Annotated in this window: 15 protein-coding genes; 2 read left to right on the top strand and 13 right to left on the bottom strand. The window is 71.7% G+C overall.

Translation table 11 applies throughout. The features are described from left to right. Positions 1–53 precede the first annotated feature (53 nt). The 10 genes from ACIHAA_RS00715 to ACIHAA_RS00760 form a co-directional block, all read right to left on the bottom strand. Entirely contained in the window at positions 54–1,607 is a 1,554-nt protein-coding gene (locus tag ACIHAA_RS00715; RefSeq protein WP_399811152.1) for a tryptophan halogenase family protein, read from the bottom strand. Positions 1,608–1,756: 149 nt separating this feature from the next. Further along, complete coding sequence (locus tag ACIHAA_RS00720; RefSeq protein ID WP_399811155.1) at positions 1,757–4,300, bottom strand: FtsX-like permease family protein; 2,544 nt, start codon at positions 4,298–4,300, stop codon at positions 1,757–1,759. After that, positions 4,297–5,094, bottom strand: coding sequence for an ABC transporter ATP-binding protein (locus ACIHAA_RS00725; RefSeq protein ID WP_399811157.1), 798 nt, complete (start codon positions 5,092–5,094; stop codon positions 4,297–4,299). The genes ACIHAA_RS00720 and ACIHAA_RS00725 overlap by 4 nt, the downstream gene beginning before the upstream one ends. Further along, on the bottom strand, positions 5,066–5,851 hold the full coding sequence (locus ACIHAA_RS00730) for a sensor domain-containing protein (RefSeq protein ID WP_399811160.1): 786 nt from the start codon (positions 5,849–5,851) through the stop codon (positions 5,066–5,068). Before ACIHAA_RS00730 ends, ACIHAA_RS00725 begins: the two co-directional genes overlap by 29 nt. After that, positions 5,848–6,081 (bottom strand): hypothetical protein, encoded by a 234-nt coding sequence (locus ACIHAA_RS00735; RefSeq protein WP_399811163.1) that lies wholly within the window; start codon positions 6,079–6,081, stop codon positions 5,848–5,850. Before ACIHAA_RS00735 ends, ACIHAA_RS00730 begins: the two co-directional genes overlap by 4 nt. 23 nt (positions 6,082–6,104) lie before the next feature. Continuing rightward, positions 6,105–6,440 (bottom strand): ArsR/SmtB family transcription factor, encoded by a 336-nt coding sequence (locus ACIHAA_RS00740; RefSeq protein WP_399811166.1) that lies wholly within the window; start codon positions 6,438–6,440, stop codon positions 6,105–6,107. A gap of 65 nt (positions 6,441–6,505) precedes the next feature. Next, positions 6,506–7,165: a 4'-phosphopantetheinyl transferase gene (locus tag ACIHAA_RS00745; protein WP_399811169.1), complete on the bottom strand. Its 660-nt coding sequence runs from the start codon at positions 7,163–7,165 to the stop codon at positions 6,506–6,508. Positions 7,166–7,188: 23 nt separating this feature from the next. Further along, entirely contained in the window at positions 7,189–8,607 is a 1,419-nt protein-coding gene (locus ACIHAA_RS00750) for a cation:proton antiporter (protein ID WP_399811173.1), read from the bottom strand. A gap of 109 nt (positions 8,608–8,716) precedes the next feature. Next, a complete protein-coding gene (locus tag ACIHAA_RS00755; protein ID WP_399811176.1) occupies positions 8,717–9,457 on the bottom strand; it encodes a thioesterase II family protein in 741 nt (246 codons plus the stop codon). Positions 9,458–9,819: 362 nt separating this feature from the next. Continuing rightward, complete coding sequence (locus ACIHAA_RS00760; protein WP_399811179.1) at positions 9,820–10,635, bottom strand: VOC family protein; 816 nt, start codon at positions 10,633–10,635, stop codon at positions 9,820–9,822. Positions 10,636–10,955: 320 nt separating this feature from the next. Between ACIHAA_RS00760 and ACIHAA_RS00765 the strand changes: the two genes are divergently transcribed. After that, positions 10,956–11,795 (top strand): sulfurtransferase, encoded by an 840-nt coding sequence (locus ACIHAA_RS00765; RefSeq protein ID WP_399811181.1) that lies wholly within the window; start codon positions 10,956–10,958, stop codon positions 11,793–11,795. Between the two features lie 198 nt (positions 11,796–11,993). Here the strand turns inward: ACIHAA_RS00765 and sepH are convergent, their stop codons facing one another. The 3 genes from sepH to ACIHAA_RS00780 all read right to left on the bottom strand — a co-directional run bounded on the left by sepH (position 11,994) and on the right by ACIHAA_RS00780 (position 16,059). Further along, entirely contained in the window at positions 11,994–13,034 is a 1,041-nt protein-coding gene (gene sepH / locus ACIHAA_RS00770; RefSeq protein ID WP_399811183.1) for a septation protein SepH, read from the bottom strand. 507 nt (positions 13,035–13,541) lie between these two features. After that, positions 13,542–14,861, bottom strand: a complete 1,320-nt coding sequence (locus ACIHAA_RS00775; RefSeq protein WP_399811186.1) for a D-arabinono-1,4-lactone oxidase — start codon at positions 14,859–14,861, stop codon at positions 13,542–13,544. Next, a complete protein-coding gene (locus ACIHAA_RS00780; RefSeq protein WP_399811189.1) occupies positions 14,821–16,059 on the bottom strand; it encodes an MFS transporter in 1,239 nt (412 codons plus the stop codon). The genes ACIHAA_RS00775 and ACIHAA_RS00780 overlap by 41 nt, the downstream gene beginning before the upstream one ends. 217 nt (positions 16,060–16,276) lie before the next feature. Between ACIHAA_RS00780 and ACIHAA_RS00785 the strand changes: the two genes are divergently transcribed. Then, complete coding sequence (locus tag ACIHAA_RS00785) at positions 16,277–17,404, top strand: ferrochelatase (RefSeq protein WP_399811192.1); 1,128 nt, start codon at positions 16,277–16,279, stop codon at positions 17,402–17,404. Positions 17,405–17,406 lie beyond the last annotated feature (2 nt).

Genomic DNA, 17,406 nt, shown 5'->3' on the forward strand with positions numbered 1-17,406 from the left:
CGGCGGACACGGCGCACGCGGCGGCCTGAGCGGCCGCCGCGACGCCTGCTGGCTCAGCGGCGCATGTGGGTGAAGTACTCGTACTGCGTCGGGAGCCTGCCGACGAGGCCCGAAGCCCGGTCGTGCACCGACTGGAACTCCTTGCACGCCGCACTGTCGTCGGCGAGGGCCAGCGCCGGGGACGGCTTGAGCTCGATGCCGCCCATCCCGAGCAGAATGCACTGGTAGGAGTACGGCGGCAGCCCGTGGTAGTAGGGAAAGACCGACTCGGTGTCCGGCAGCTGGTACTTCCAGTGCTCGATGCGCTCGGCCAGTCCGTCGGGCAGTTCTCGGGTCTTGGTGTCCTTCCAGTACTGCGTGTCGTTGCGCGCGGCAGCGGCGTAGTGCAGGGCCAGGAACTCGCGTACGCCGTCCAGCACATGGGCGACGGCGCTGTTGTAGCTGTCGCGCTGCACCGGGTTCCAGTCCGGCCCGGGGAAGTTCTTGACCAGCTGCTCGGCCGCGTGATGGATGAAGAAGATACCGGTCGACTCAAGCGGCTCGACGAATCCGCTGGTCAGGCCGATCCCCACGCAGTTGTTGACCCATGAGCGGCTGCTGCGGCCTATACGCATCTTGATGTGGTTGGCCTCGGCGTCGGCCGCGCTCGGGCCCACGAACTCGCGCAGGGTGCGCTCGGCCTCGTCGGCGGACAGATAGTCCCCGGCGTAGACGTACCCGGTTCCGATGCGGCCGTAGAGCGGGATGGTCCAGATCCAGCCCGCGTCCTGCGCGGTGGCGGTGGTGCAGGGCCGAATGCCCCGCGCCTCCATGTCCTGCGGCACCTGCAGGGCGACCGCGCTGTCGTTGGGCAGGGTGTTCTGGAAGGAGATGAAGGGTTCCTCGAGGGCCTTGTTGAGCAGCAGCCCGCGGAAGCCGGTGCAGTCGATGAACAGGTCGCCCGTCAGCTCGCCGTGCTCCGCGGTCACCACGCTGCTGATCCAGCCGCGCTCGTCGAGCTTGACGTCCTTGACGTCGTCGACGATGTGCTTCGCGCCGCGCCCCACCGTGTAGTCGGTGAGGAACTTCGCCAGCAGCGCGGCCTCGAAGTGGTAGGCGTACGGGAACTGGGTCTTGCCCTGGTGCTCCGACATCGTCAGGCCCAGGGGCTCTTCGGCGTTTTCGTCGTACGGCTGCGAGAGCATGGCGCCGCCCAGGTGACGAGGGCTGCGTTCGGCGTCGCAGAGGTTGGCCATCACGAAGCAGTCCACGTCGAACCGGTCGGTGCGGCCGCCCTTGAGCCACCAGTCCGTCAGCGGGAAGCCGTCGACCGACGGCATCTGCTCGAACGGGTGGTAGAAGTGATGGCCAGGCTTCCGCCAGTTCTCGAAACGGACCGCGAGCTTGTAGGTGGCGTTGCACGCCGGCATCCAGTCCGATTCCTTGAGCCCGAGAAACTCGAAGAAGTGCCGGATGTCGCTGAATGTGGCTTCGCCGACGCCGATCGTGCCGACCTTTCCGGATTCGACGAGGGTGAGGTCGATCCGGTCCCCGAAAGCCGCCTTCAGGTACGACGCGGTCATCCAGCCGGCCGTACCACCCCCCACGATCACGACTCTATTCAGCATCGAAAAACTCCAATTCTGCGACGAGATGGTTTCCGATGGGCTTCAACGCCATAAGAGCGAGCGTAGGTTTGACAAGACTTCGCCCACCACGTTGTTAAGTGGTGGGCGAAATACGCAGGTCGACACGGGAGGTGCGGACGGTGTTCAGCTCACTCCCGGCTGCCGATGGCGGCGGAGGGCCGGGTACGCAGCGCCACGCGGGCGGTCAGCAGCGTCGTACCGACCGTCAGGACGAGTGTGGCCACGACAACGACGACCAGGATCGACGGCGGGCCGGCGGGCAGCGCCCGGGCGAGCACGGCCCGGCTCAGCGGAACCAGCGTCGCGACCGCCACCAGCATGCCGAGCCCCAGCCCGGCCAGCGCGGTCAGCAGTGCCTCCACCGTCATCATCCGCATCACCTGGCCCCGTGTGGCGCCGACGAGACGCTGAAGGGTGAACTCCCGGCGCCGTTCGCCGGTCGCCATCACCAGCGAGTTCACCAGGGCGATGACCGAGTATCCGACGACCATGGCGACCAGCAGGTACGCCACCCATGTCTGGGTGTCGTTCTGCTCGGCCGAGGCGGTCACCAGGGCCGACCGGTCGACCGCGCGCAGCCCGGGCAGGGGTGCGGCGGAGCCGGTGAGCCGAGCGGAGAGCTGCTTGGCGTCGGTACCGGAAGCCGCGGTGACCAGGATCTGCGGCACCAGGCCGTCGGTGGTGTGCGCGGCCACGACGGAGGCGGGCATCAGCGCCGCACCGTACCCGCGCTGGTCCCCGACCGTCGCCACCAGGCGGGGGTCGACCTCGGTGCCGTCGCCCATGCGCATGGGGATCCGCTCACCGATGCGGTGCCCCCCGGCGGCCGACTCGGGCAGCGCCACGGTGTCCGTGCCCAGATCGGCCAGGCTGCCGCTCGCCACACGGATCGCCGTGGTGCGCTCGATGCCGGCCGGGGACACCCCGGTGATCTGCACGGGGGAGCCCTTCGGCTTGCGGCCCTTGCCGTTGTACGCAGCCAGCGCGGCCTTCGACGGTTCCAGGAAGCCGGAGCTCGGCACATAGGCCGAGGCGGCCGCCACACCGGGCTCCTTGCCGATGTCGTCCACCAGGGACGTGGGCACCCCGCCGGACGCGTCGGTGAGGACCAGGGTGGCGCGGAGGTTGTCCTCGAACGCCTGCTGGGCGCCCTGGTTCTGGGTTGTCTGCAGATAGATCAGGGCGGTCGCCATTCCGGTGGCGAGCATGACCGGCATGACCGCTCCGGCGAGCCGGGCCGCCCGGGCCTTGGCGTTGAGGAGGGCGAGCTGTCCGGAGAAGCCGGTCACGGCGCGCAACGGCCAGCGCAGCAGGGCCGTCATCAGTCTGGTCAGGGTGGGGCCCAGCAGGCCGAAGTCGGCAGCCCACAGCATCGCGGCCGGCGTGGCGGTGCTGCCTGCCGTGGCGCCGTCGACGTTCATCGTGACCAACGAGAGAGTGGTGCCACCGGCAAGACAGAGCACGGCGACGACCACGCGGATCCAGTTGAGCCGACGGCGCTCCAGGGATGCCTCGGCCAGCGCCTCGGTCGGGCGGGTCCGGGCGGCGGCGCGAGCCGCGATCCAGGCGGCTCCCAGTGCGGTCAGCAGCGCTGTCCCGGCACCCGCCACCATCGGGATCCAGCCGCTGCGGTAGATCAGCACGCCGGGCACCACGTCCGCGTCCGCGAACCGGCTCAGCAGCCAGTGCCCGAGGTGCGGTCCGGGCACGCAGGCCAGCGCTGTGGCGAAGACGGCGACGGTGAACGTCTCGGCCAGCACCATCCGCCGGACCTGGCCGGGCGTCGAGCCGATCGCGCGCAGCAGAGCCATCTGCCGCTGCCGCTGCTGCAAGGACAGTCCGAGTGTGCTGGCCACCACGAACACCGTGACCATCGCGGCCAGCCCGCCGAACACAGCTGACATGGACACCAGGTTCTTGCCGTGGATCACGACGTCGGGAAACTCGGCACGACCCCGTTCGTCGCCGGTCAGCACGGAGACAGGGGCTCCCGCGAACGCGTCGGCGAGCGCGGCCCGCACTCGGCTCTCGTCCGCGCCGGGGCGGGTCAGGATGCCGATGGAGTCGACCTTGTCGTGCTGCGGGGCGAGACGCGCCACGTCGGTGTTCGCGAGGAACAGCGTCCCGGCGGCGCCGGGACCGCTCACCAGTCCGGTCACCCGGTAGGCGCTCATGGTGCCGTGCAGGCCGAGGGTGACCCGGTCGCCCGTCTTCGCACCGGCCCGGGCGGCGAGCCGCGAGTCGAGCGCGACCTGGCCCGCGACGCTCGGCGCGCTGCCCTCGACCAGGCGATACGGTCCGAGCCGGGCGGAGTCCCAGCCGTGACCGGTGGCGGTGGCACCACCCCTGCCGCCGGCCGGGACGACTACCGCGGGGATGGAGATGTCCGGCACGGCCGCCTGGACACCCGCTACCGCCTCGGCCTTGGACACAGCGGAGGCGTCGAGCCGGACCCGCTCCCGGAAGACCTTGTTGGAGCCGGGGTACCCCTGGTCCCCGGTGAGCACGATCGGAGCGGCCCGGAGCCGTTGTGGCGCGGCCAGTTCGCGTACTCCGGTCTCCAGCAGCCCGCCGCAGGCGATCACCAGGGCGGCGCCGAAGAACAGCGCGATGAAGGAGGCGACGAAGCCCCCCTTGTGGAACTTCAGGGAGCGCAGTGCGAGGCCGATCACTGGGTTGCTCCGTACTGCTTGTCGTACGCCGTCTGTTCCTCGGCCCAGGCGCCGAGATGGGTCATGCGCTCGGCGACCATGTCTGCGGTCGGGCGCTCCAGCGCGTCGACGATCCTGCCGTCGGCGAGAAAGAGGGTGCGGTCCGCATGCGCGGCGGCCATGGGATCGTGGGTGACCATCACGATGGTCTGCCCGGCCCACTGGACGGCCTCGCGCAACAGTCCGAGGACCTCGCGTGCGGTCCGGGTGTCCAGGGCTCCGGTCGGCTCGTCGCCGAAGACCACGGCGGGCCGGGTGACGAGCGCACGGGCGATGGCCACCCGTTGCTGCTGGCCGCCGGAGAGTTCGCCGGGGCGGTGCTTCTGACGTGAGGCGAGGCCGACCCGTTCGATTACCTCGTCGACCTCGGCGGCCTTGGGGCGGCGTCCCGCCAGGCGTAAGGGGAGGGTGACGTTGTCCCGCACGCTCAGTGCGGGCATCAGGTTGAACGCCTGGAAGACGAAACCGACGCGCTCGCGTCGCAGCTTGGTCAATTCCCTCTCCTTGAGCCGGGACAAGTCCACGCCGTCGAGCCGGACCGAACCGGACGTCGGCCGGTCCAGCCCCGCGGCACAGTGGAGGAAGGTGCTCTTGCCGGATCCGGAGGGGCCCATCACCGCGGTGAAGGTTCCCTTCCGCAGGCTGAGGGTGACTCCGTCGAGAGCGGTCACCTTGTTCTTGCCGCCGCCGTAGACCTTGTGCACGGAGTCCAAGTGGATGACCGCGTCAGTCGGCCCGGCCGGTGTTCGGTTCATGGGATTCCCTGTTCTCTGTCGGTTCTGTGGGTGTGCAGGTGCGCAGGCCGGTCGGCGCGGCGGAGAGCGGACCAGGGCGGAGAAGCACGCCCTTGACGTCGGCGAGTGGGTCGCGGGGCGGCCGGAGCACCGCCTCGGCCACGGTCAGATGAAGCCGGGCAGTGGCCAGGAGAAGCCGGGCGGCGAAGGGAAGCAGGACGAGCGCGGCGAGCGCGAGGGACAGCGCTCCGGGCAGGGTGGAGACCGGGGCGAGCATGTCCCCCTCGCCTGTGGGGCTGCCGGAGACGTCTATCGCCCAGTACCACAGGGGCAGCGTGAGGCAGCCGAGGGACACCAGCCAGACGACCAGCGCGAAGAGGTCCAGCACCAGCAGAGGGGGGAAAAGGAGGATGAGGCAGGCGCAGTCGCGGGCGAACGCGGGATCGGTGCAGCGGGTTCTGATGTGGGCGGGCAGGCCGGGCTCGGTGACCTCGCTGTAGTGGTACGGGATCGGCCGGTCGACGAGTGCTGCGCGGCCCCGCTCGACTTGCGCACAGCCCCGGATCACCCACACAAAGCCGACGATCAGCGGTACGGTCACCGTCAACTGGCTGAACACCACGCCGCCCAGGAGGGCGGCCGTCGCCACGACGAACAGGGCGCCTCCGACCAGGGGGTAGCTGGCGAGGTAGACGGCGGCGAGCCAGGGGGCGGCGGATAACGGAAGTCTGACCAGGGAAGCCGGTGGGCGCAGACGCCCGGCTTCCGGCCTGCTCACTCGATCCTCCGCAGCATGTCGTCGATCGAGCTCACCCGTGCCCTCAGCTCGGCCAGGTCGGACTGCAGTGCCTCCTGCCGGGCGACTGCCTCTTCGGCGAGCTTGCGGTACGAGGCCATGGCCACGGCGTCGGCGCGGTGGCGCTGCAATCTGAAGTGTGAGACCACTGCCGCCGTGATACCTCCGACGACGATCAAGACGATGGCGATGGCGACAACGGCGCCGGTCATGTCAGGGTCCCCCTCATAACGTTCTAACCTTCCTCATCGGTAGGCCCATCCGGTGCAGGTGTCTGCTGCTCGTCCGCGCTCAGGGCGTCCAGAATCGTCTGCACATTGAGGTGCAGATCGAACGGCACCAGCTCGAAGTACTTGAGGGCCTTGCCGTCCTCGGAGAGTTCCAGATGGCCGGTGACCAGACCGGCCTTCTCCAGGCGCTCCAGATGCATGTACAGCAGGGGGCGGGACATGCCCAGTTGCCGGGCCAGCTCACTGACGAACATACGGCCGTCGGCAAGACGTGCGATGGCCCGGAGCCTCTGGGTGTGGCCGACGGCGGAGAGGAAGGCCAGAAGTTCCTCGCTGGTCAACGCTCCCACCTCCCGGTTGCCGGACTGCATGTGTCAGTCGAATCTTACACATGCCAGAAACCCAGTCAAACAAAGGCGGGTAATGCCACGCATGCCAGTACAAGACTGTCCCGCACCAGCCATTGCCCTTCGAACTCCTTTGGTGCGCAGGTCTGTTGCGGGGGAGGAGCGGCCAGGACGCGGACGTGGAGCGTACCGTCGGCCGCCGGTGAGATCACCGCTTCGTCGAAGCCCAGCCAGCTGTGCGTGGCGGGGAACCAGGCCTTGTAGACGGCTTCCTTGGCGCAGAACAGCAGCCGGTCCCAGTGCACCTGAGGGTTGCGGAGGGCGAGTTCCGCGAGATGCGCCGACTCCTCCGGCAACGTGATGAAGTCCAGTACCCCTTCCGGCAGGGGCGCATGAGGCTCCGCGTCGATGCCGAGGGCGTGCACATCGGACCGGTGTGCGACGGCTGCGGCCCGGTACCCCGCACAGTGGGTCATGCTGCCGACGACGCCGTCGGGCCACCGCGGAGCGCCGCGTAGGCCCGGCAGCAGTGGCGCCGGTGCATGTCCCAGGCCGCCCAGAGCCCGCCGTGCACAGTGGCGCACCGTCGTGTGTTCCCGTCGGCGTGCCTCGCCGACCTCTCCCAGTGCTGCCCGCTCCTCCGGAAACAGCCATGCGTCCGGCTCGTCCCCGAAGGACTCGGCGCCCATGGCAGCCGCGGGAAGTATCGCGTCGATCATTCGAGCCGCCTGCCGCAGAGGTGCTACCGGGACAGCGAGGGGTGCTCGGGTGCACCCTGCAGAGACAGGCCGTCATCCCCGGGCCCGCACGGGGAGAGCGCGGGCTCGGCGGCCCCCGGCCCGAGCAGCCGAAGCATCGGCCTCGTCATGATGGTGGTGACCAGCGCGACGATGGTGAGGATGCTGAGCAGCCGCTGGTCGATGACGCCTGCCTGATAGCCGATCTGCAGGATGACGAGTTCCGTCAGTCCGCGGGCGTTGAGCAGCACGCCGAGCATGAGGGCCGGCCTCCGGCGCATGCCGGAGAGCACGGCGCTCAGTGCGGGCCCGCACACCTTGGTGGCGAAAGCGAGGAAAAGCAGGGTGGTGAGGGCCAGCACGGAGGAACGGTCGAAGTGCACCGACCCGAGATCGATGGTGAGCCCGAATCCGAAGAAGAAGAACGGCAGCAGCACGGCCTTGGACGTGGCCGACAGCCGGTCCGCCACCCGTGCCATGCGGGCGTTGCCCGTCGGCCAGGCCAGCCCGGCCAGCAGGGCCCCGATCAGTTGGTGCACGCCGACGACAGTGGTGAGAGTGGCCGTCGCGGCGACACCGCCCGCAAGCAGGACCATGACCGTCGCATCGCCCCCGACGCCTGCCTCGGACCGCGTCCGGGACCGGGCCCAGACGGTCAGTCCCCTGCGCAGCGGACCGAGGAAGACAACCGCGAGTGCGGCGGCGAACAGGCCGTTCCACAGCACACCCGCAGGACTGCTCCCGTGCACGACCGCCAGGATCCCGGTGAGCACGAGCCACACCGCGCCGTCTCCGAGCGCGGCGGCGAACAGGCTCAACTGTCCCTGACGCGTATGGGTGAGGCGCAGGTCGGTGAGGATACGGGCCAGAACGGGCAGTGCGGTGACGCTCAGTGCGCAGCCCACGAACAGGACGAAGGCCGTCGGGTTGCCTGCCGCTCCCGTGAAGTCGTGGACGAGGGGCACGGCCGCCGCGGCGCCGGCCGCGAAGGGAACCAGCAGTGACGCCTGGCTCACCAGCAGCACCTGCGATCCGGCACTCCGCAGCGGCATGCCGGTCAGTTCCCGCCCCACCCCGAACATGAAGAACACCAGCCCGATCTGGGCCAGCCCGTCCAGCATCGGCAGCGTGTCCGCCGTGAACAGCCACTCCTTCGCCTCCGGTGCCAACCGTCCCAGCACGGTCGGTCCCATGGCGAGTCCCGCGCAGATCTCGCCGACCACCCGCGGCTGCCCCAGCCGGTCGGCCAGCCATCCGCTCAGAAAGGCGGCGAGCAGGATGGCCGTCACCGCGAGGAAGAAATGACCGCTCCTGTCGAAACGCGCTGCTTCGTGCACCGCCGCGCCGCCCGGCGACTTCACCGTGGCGACCGCCACCGCGGCCCACGCGATCACCGCCAGCGGCAGCACGACCGTCGCGACCACGGCAGCCCTGTGCCCACCTCTCACCCGCACGTGCGTCCCCCAGTGATCGAAAGTCTTCGAAACAGGTCGGCCAAAGCACCGGCACCCGTCGTCGGCCTGCCGTCCGCGCCTACCGGCTCCTCGTCCCGCCCCGCTCGGCGCACGCCTCCCGAACCAGCTCGTACGGCGGTGAGTCAGCCAGGTAGAAGTGCCCGCCGGGCACCATCCGCTGCCGGAACGGCCCCTTGGTCACGTGCGCCCAGTCCGCCGCCTGCTCCGCCGTCACCCGGGGGTCGCCCGCCCCCGCGACCGCCGTGACGGGACAGCCGAGGAGCGCACCCGCGCGGTGTTCGTAGCCGCCCAGCATCCGGAAGTCGGCCTGGACGTAGGGCAGGATCAGCTCACGGAACATCGGATGGTCGAGCAGCTCGGTATCGGTGCCGCCCAGCTCCATGAGCGCCGCCATGACGCTCTCCTCGTTCATCCCGGCCGCCCGGGCATCCCGCCGCACCAGATGGCCCGCACGGGCACCCGACACGAACAGTTGCGACAGCTGGGCCCCCTCGGCCTCCAGTGCCCTGGCCGTCTCGTACGCCACCACCGCGCCCATGCTGTGTCCGAACAACGCGGTGGGCCGATCCGTCAGCGGCCTGACGGCCTTGGCGATCTCACCCGCCATCGCCACCAGGTCGGTGGCCGTCGGCTCCCCGAACCGGTCTGCCCGGCCCGGGTAACAGACCGCGTGCACCTCGAACTCGGGCAGCCCTTTGCGCCAGTGCCGGAAGAAGTGCGACGACCCGCCGGCATGCGGGAAGCAGACCAGCCGTATCGCGGCGGACGGCCGCGGTTCTCTGCATTCCGTCCAGGACATCAACAGCCTCCCGCTCGCCGCCCGCCGATCACGTCGGACTCCTCCACGGACCAGGCCCCATTGCACCAGGCAGCCGCTGACAACCGGCTGACAGCAGGTTCGGCGAGCAGTCGTCGGTGTTCCCTCGGCCCCGGCAGGCCGATGTCGCAGACCCGGGCGTCCATATCAGAGCCGAGGCGGCGAGCGGTGCGGTCGGCCCGGGGCGGCCGAAGCCACAGCGAGGCGCGGTCACTGGCGATGCGGTGCAGCAGCAGGTGCAGCGTCTGCCTGCACGAGGCCCCGGTGGTGAGCAGAACCGCACGCGGGGAAAGTCTGCCGTCCAGACGGTCCTGCCGGTGTCGTCCACCTGACGGCCCGCCGGTTCACCCGGAGGCGTGCACGGCCGGGCCGACCACCGAGAAGGCGGCGCCCTCCGGGTCCATGACGACGGCCACCCGGCCGAGGTCCGTGGCCCCCGCGGCCCGCACCACCCGGCCGCCCAGACCGAGGACCCGCTCGGCCGCGGTGTCCGCGTCCGCGACCCGGAAGTACGTCATCCAGTGCGGGCCCCGGTCGCGGGGCAGCGCCCGCCCGACCCCGCGGATACCGAGCACGGGACGTCCCCCGAGGTGCACGGTCACATGGTCGGGACCGCCGCGCACGGCCGACTCCCGGCCGGACGCGAAGACGGTCCGGTAGAACTTGGCGACACCGATGGCGTCGTAGGTCAGCAGCTCGTGCCAGACCGGGGTGCCGGGGGCGTCCGCCGGGCCCGCTCCGAGATGCCCGGCCGACTGCCAGACGCCGAACACCGCGCCCATCGGGTCCGAGGCGATGAGGAGCCGTCCGGCGTCCGCCGCGTCCAGCGGGCCGACCGCGACCGTGCCACCGCAGCTGCGCACCGTCTCGGCGGTCGCGTCCGCGTCGTCCGAGGCGAAGTAGGGCGTCCAGGCGACCGGCAGATCGCGGTCCGGCGGGAGTCCGCCGATTCCGGCCACGTCGCGGCCGTCCAGCACCGCCCGCGCATACGGGCCCAGCGGCCGGGGGCCCGGCCGGAAGTCCCAGCCGAACAGCGCCTCGTAGAACTCCTGGGCGGCGGCCGTCCCATGCACCATCAGACTGGCCCAGCAGGGGGTGCCGGGCGGGTGACCCGCGTGTGTTCTGCCGTTCGGATCGGCCGTTTCCCGCGCTTCGGTCATGGTCTCTCTCTTCTCGGCCGCTCGTGGTGGCCGCTCGGCTTCCACCGCGTGCGCATGTGCCGCGTACGCGCGGGCGCACGCCCCGTGCCGATGCTCGCACCACGGCGCGGGGCACATGCCGGGCCGCGCCGGGTGAGGCGCACGCCGGTCCGCGGCGGCCGGGAGCGGGTGCGTCCGGGCCGCCGTGTGCGAGGGCCGGGTGCGACCCCCGGGGCGTACGGAAAGTGCCCGATTCCCTACGAGGGGTGATCGGTACCGTCCGGCGCAGGAGACTAGCCGGACCCGGGCGACGCGGCCACCCCGTGCGCGAGGATGGAGCCATGAAGGCCATCATCTCCGCAGCCGAACTCGCCGGTGAGCTGGCGGGTCCGAACCCGCCGACGCTCCTGGACCTCCGCTGGCAGCTCTCCACCGCGGGCGGCGCCCCCTTCGACGGGCGCGCCGCCCACGCGGCCGGGCACATCCCGGGCGCCGTCTTCGTGGACCTGGACGCCGACCTGGCGGACCCGCCGGGCCCCGGCGGCCGCCACCCGCTGCCCGACCTCGACCGCTTCGGCGCGGCCATGCGGGCTGCGGGCGTCCGGGCCGGCCGGCCGGTCGTCGTCTACGACGGCGGCCCGGGCTGGGCCGCCGCGCGCGCCTGGTGGCTGCTGGGCTGGACGGGTCACCCGGAGGTGCGGGTGCTCGACGGGGGACTCGCCGCCTGGGAGGGGCCGTTGGCCTCGGGGACCGAGGAGCCCCCGCCCGGCGACTTCCGGCCCGCGCCGGGTGCTCTGCGGCTGCTGGACGCCGACGGCGCCGCGGCGCTCGCCCGTACGGGGCTGCTGCTGGACGCGCGGGCGGGGGAGCGGTACCGGGGCGAGGTCGAGCCGATCGACCCGGTGGCCGGTCATGTCCCGGGCGCGGTCTCCGCACCGACGACGGAGAACCTGACGGAGGCCGGGCACTTCCGGCCCGCCGCCGAACTCGCCGAACGCTTCAAGGGGCTGGGCGCGGTGGAGGGCACCGAGGTGGGCGTGTACTGCGGCTCGGGCGTCTCCGCCGCCCAGGAGGTCCTGGCGCTCACCCTGGCGGGGATCCCCGCCGCGCTCTACGCGGGCTCGTGGTCGGAGTGGTCCGCGGCGGGCCGCCCGGTCGCGGTGGGCGCCGACCCGCAGTAGGCGGACGGCTGCCCGAGGGGTCCAACGCTTCGGGGCTCACACGCTCGTGTGAGCCCCGAACTGCTGACACCGGTGACGGGCGCCGTTGCCGACGGCGCGTCCGCCCGCTCGCGCGCCAGTGGCGTACGGCAGGCGGCACCGGGAGGTCAAGGCCCCCTCGCACACGTTCGCGAGAGGGGTCCGCTCCCTCGCGCCGCCCTACTCCTGCTTCTTGCGCCGCGTACCGAAGACGATCTCGTCCCAGCTGGGGACCGCTGCCCGGCGCCCCGGACGGACCCCGTCCGCCTCGGCCTGACGGTCCGTCGCGCCGACGAGGCGGTCCCGGTGGCTGGCGACCGTACGCGGCATCAGGACGTCCGCATAGGCCGAACCGGCCGAGGCCGCGGGCGCCGGAGGCTCCTCCGCCTCGGGCTCCTCGACGGGCTCCTCCTGCGGCTCCGCGGGCCGTTCGGGTACGACCATGTCGCCACGGAAGCTCGGCACCGCCTCCAGAAGGCTGGTGAGCGAGTCCCGCTCGGCCGCAGCGGCGGTCTCCTCCTCGGGCTCGGACGCCTGCGCGGGCAGCGCGGGCCGGTCCGACGGGCGCTCCAGGGCACGGTCGAGCCGGCCCTCGCGCGGCAGCCGCGCGATCCGCGGGACGAAGGGGTAACTCGGCTCGGGCGCCAGGTCGTCGGACTCGCCGATCAGGGAGCGCGCCTCGTCGTCGACGGCCTGGACCAGCCGCCTGGGCGGGTCGTAGGTCCAGCTCGCCGAGTGCACCTCGCCCGCGACCCGGTAGACGAGCAGCACCTCCCAGGTGCCGTCGTCGCGGCGCCAGGAGTCCCACTGGACGGTGTCCTGCTCGACACCGCGCAGCAGCAGCCGCTCCTTGACAGCCTCACCGAGCTGGGGGCCGGTGTTCTCACCAGGCCTGCGCACGGGTGTCTTCCGGGCCCGCTCGGCCATGAAGGCACGCTCGGCCAGCACCGGACCTTCGAAGCGGCGGACGCGGTCGACGGGGATCCCGGCGAGCTGGGCGACCTCCTCCGCGGAGGCACCGGCCCGTATCCGCGCCTGGATGTCCCGAGGGCGGAGATGGCTCTCCACCTCGATCTCGATCTGGCCGAGGCGGGGACGGTCGCCGCGCACGGCGGCGCGCAGCCGTTCGTCGATCGGAAGCGTGTACTCCGTGCTGTCAGCAGCCTTCAGCACCAGCCGTGTGCCGTCATTGGAGACGGCCACGACACGCAGTTCCGGCATGGGGACCTCCCGGGTGGTGCCTGCCGACGTCACGTGCGTCGCTGCTTCCGCTAGTCGAGTGTGGCCTGCCCGGGTGCAGCCTGCCACAACCTTGCCGAGTTGCCCGGCGTGTCGGGCGGGGGCCCTGGCTCGCCGTTATGGCACGGTTACCTATTCGCAACGCTAAGTGACAAACCGCGTCACCCTGTGCAAGTGGCCCCCTCCCGGCGGTCCAGCAAGGCCCCGGACACCCTGGCGGGAGGCCGGACCCAGGGCTCGCAACAGTACTCCATTCGGGCCACCTCCGTGGATCGGCACGCCGCCCAACTTCCGGCAACCCGCCCGGGCAGGCCGCCCGATGGGCCGTTTTTTCCTGCCCGCACAAGGTGGCGTACCTCACCCAACCGCCGCAAGGGCAACCAAGGGTGAGGGATCCGCATCTTCCCCCGCGCAGGCGCCGGACGGCCTGGATGCGGGGCGTTCCGGGACGGGGCGGACCTGCGGGAGATGTCCGGATCCCGGCGCCCGTCAGGAACCCAGCACCCGGCGGAGGTAGTCGTTCCCGAAGCGCCGGTCCGGGTCCAGCCGGTCCCGCAGCGCCGTGAATTCACCGAAGCGTGGATACACCCCGGCGAGGTACTCCGCGTCCCGCGTGTGGACCTTGCCCCAGTGCGGCCGTCCGCCATGCGCGGTGAGGATCCGCTCGGCGGCGGTGAAGTACGCCTGATACGGCGTACCGCGGAACATGTGTACGGCGACGTAGGCGCTGTCCCGCCCCTCTGCCGTGGACAGGGTGATGTCGTCGGCCGGGGCGGTGCGGACCTCGACCGGGAAGCTGATCCGCAGGTTCGAACAGTCCACCATGGCCTTCAGTTCGCGCACCGCCTCCACCAGGGCGGCGCGCGGGACGGCGTACTCCATCTCGACGAAGCGCACCCGCCGGGGCGAGGTGAACACCCGGTGGGGGATGTCGGTGTAGGTGCGCGCCGACAGGGCGCGGCTGGAGATCCGGGCGATTCCCGGGATGGCGGCGGGCGCGGCCCGGCCGACCCAGTTGACCGCCTGGAACACGCCGTTGGAGAGGAACTCGTCCTCGAACCAGCCGCTCAGCCGCCCGAGCGGCTGCGCGGGCCCGGCGCTGCGGTTGTTGCGCTTGGTGGTGGTGTTCCCGGTGTGCGGAAACCAGTAGAACTCGAAGTGCTCGTTCTCGGACCAGAGTTGATCGAACTCGGCGAGGACCCGGTCGAGGGGCATCGGTTCCTCGCGGGCGGAGAGCAGGAACAGCGGCTCCACCGCGAAGGTGATCGCGGTGACGATCCCGAGGGCGCCGAGGCCGATCCGGGCGGCGGCGAAGACCTCCGGGTTCTCCGCAGCGGAGCAGGTGAGCACCGAGCCGTCCGCGGTGACCAGTTCGAGTCCCCTGATCTGGGCGGCGATCGAGGCCGAGTCGCGGCCGGTGCCATGGGTGCCGGTGCTGGTGGCGCCGGAGACGGTCTGCTCCATGATGTCGCCCATGTTCGTGAGCGAGAGTCCCTCGCGCGCGAGGGCCGCGTTGAGCCTCCGGAGCGGGGTGCCCGCCTCCACGGTGACCGTCCCGGCCGCGCGGTCGATCCCGCGTATGCCGGTCAGCAGGTGAGGACGTATCAGGACGCCGTCGGTGGCCGCGGCGGCCGTGAAGGAGTGCCCGGTGCCGACGGCCTTCACCCGCAGGCCCTCCTCGGCGGCCCGCCGCACGGCGCCGCGGAGTTCCTCGACCGAGGCGGGGACGACCTCCCGTACCGGCCGGGCGGTGACGTTCCCCGCCCAGTTACGCCAGGTGCCGCTCTTCCCGCTCGCTGTGGTGCTCATCGGACCCTCCCCGCTGCGGAACCGGCCTGCCGAGCCGGCGATACCCGAGGAAACCGACCGCCACCGCGACGGCCCCGGACACGGCCGGAACCCCGTACCCGGCCCTCGCCCCGGCCGCGTCGATCACCCAGCCGGCCACGGAGGACCCGATCGCGACCCCGACCGCGAGCCCGGTGGACACCCAGGTCATTCCCTCGGTCAGATGCGCGCGTGGTACGTGCCGTTCGATGAGGGCCATCGTGGTGATCATGGTCGGAGCGATGGACAGACCCGCAACGAACAACGCCACGGCCAGAAACGGCAGGTTCCCGACCAGTAGGAGGGGGATCATACTCACGGCCATGGCACATATGCCCAGCAGCCACCTGCGGTCCGCGGAGCCGGTGAAGCGCATCAGCCCGAACACCAGTCCGGCGACACAGGATCCCGCGGCGTAGAGCGCCAGCACCAGGCTGGCGACCGCCTTGTGGCCCCGCTCGTCGGCGAAGGCGACGGTCACCACGTCGACCGCGCCGAAGATCGCCCCCGTGGCCACGAAGGTGGCGACCAGGACCTGGAGCCCCGGTGCCCGCAGCGCGCTGCCGCTGCCGCGCCGGTCGCCCGGGTGCGGCTCGGGCTCGGTGGCGCGCTGGGTGGTCAGCCAGAGGACGCCGACGGCGAGAAAGCACCCGGCGAGCAGCGGGCCCGCCTCCGGGAACCAGGCCGTGGACAGGCCGACGGAGACGATCGGGCCCACGATGAAGCACACCTCGTCCACCACCGACTCGAAGGAGTAGGCGGTGTGCAGCTGCGGTGTGCCCCCGTACAGCGCGGCCCAGCGGGCCCGGGTCATCGCGCCGAGGCTGGGCACCGCGCCGATGCCCGCGGCGCAGACGAACAGCACCCAGTCCGGGCCGCCGAGGTGGACGGCCACGAGCAGCCCCGCGGCCGCGGTCAGTGCGAAGAGGGTCGCCGGGCGCAGCACCCGGCGCTGTCCGAGGCGGTCCACCAGCCGCGAGATCTGGGGTCCGGCCACGGCCGCGGACAGGGCGATGGTGGCCGTGAGGGCGCCCGCGAGCCCATAGCGCCCGGTGAGCTGGGAGACCATCGTGACCACGCCGATGCCCATCATCGACAGCGGCATCCGGCCGAGGAACCCGGCGGCGGAGAAGCCCTTGGAGCCGGGGGCTGCGAACAGGGCGCGGTAGGGGCTGGGCACGGGGTCTCCGATGCGTCCGGTAAGGCGTGAAAAGTGAGCATGTGCCTTACGAGTTAGGCAACCCTAACGTATTCCGGGAGGCCCTGTCCGCACCGGCGTTCGGACAGCGACGGTCCCCGGCCGCGCGCAGGGGGACGGCACCGGCCGGAGCGGGTGGCGGCACCGGCCGGGCCGGGTGACGCGGGCGCTGTCGGCGCCGGGTGGCAGGATCGTAGACATGCCCGACGCACTCGATGCCAGACCGTACGACGCCCTGCTGCTCCTCTCGTTCGGCGGCCCGGAGGGCCCGGACGAGGTGGTCCCGTTCCTGGAGAACGTGACCCGGGGCCGGGGCATCCCCAAGGAGCGCCTGAAGGAAGTGGGGCAGCACTACTTCCTCTTCGGCGGGGTCAGCCCCATCAACGCCCAGAACCGCGCCCTCCTGGACGCCCTCCGCAAGGACTTCGCGGGCCATGGTCTCGACCTTCCCGTCTACTGGGGCAACCGCAACTGGGCGCCGTATGTGACCGACACCCTGCGGGAGATGACCGCGGACGGCCACCGCCGCATCCTGGTCCTGGCGACCAGCGCCTACGCCTCCTACTCGGGCTGCCGCCAGTACCGCGAGGACCTCGCCGGGGCCCTGGCCGTCCTGGACGCCGAGGGCCTGGACCTGCCGCAGACGGACAAGCTGCGGCACTACTTCAACCACCCGGGCTTTGTGGAGCCGATGGCCGAGGGCGTCCTGAGGTCCCTGGCCGACCTCCCCGAGGACGTCCGGGCCGGTGCCCACATCGCCTTCACCACCCACTCCATCCCGACGTCGGCGGCCGACACCTCGGGACCGGTGGAGGGGCACGGGGACGGCGGCGCCTATGTGCGGCAGCACCTGGACGTGGCGCGGCTGATCGCCGACGCCGTGCGTGAGCAGACCGGCGAGGACCACCCCTGGCGCCTCGTCTACCAGTCGCGCTCGGGCGCCCCGCACATCCCCTGGCTGGAGCCGGACATCTGCGACCACCTGGAGGAGCTGCACGGCGCCGGGGTGCCCGCGGTCGTGATGGCGCCGATCGGCTTCGTCTCGGACCACATGGAGGTCCTCTACGACCTGGACACGGAGGCCACGGCGAAGGCGGCGGAGCTGGGGCTGCCGGTGCGGCGCTCGGCCACCGTGGGCGCCGACCCGCGGTTCGCCTCCGCAGTCCGCGACCTGGTCCTGGAGCGCGCCGCGAAGGAGCGGGGGGAGCGGACGGCCCCGTGCGCCCTCGGCACCCTCGGCCCGAGCCACGACCTCTGCCCGGTGGGCTGCTGCCCCGCCCGCACCCCCAAGCCCGCCGCCGCGGGCGCCGACAGCCCGTACGTGTGAGG

Source organism: Streptomyces sp. NPDC052040, assembly GCF_044548405.1.
Taxonomy (GTDB): domain Bacteria; phylum Actinomycetota; class Actinomycetes; order Streptomycetales; family Streptomycetaceae; genus Streptomyces.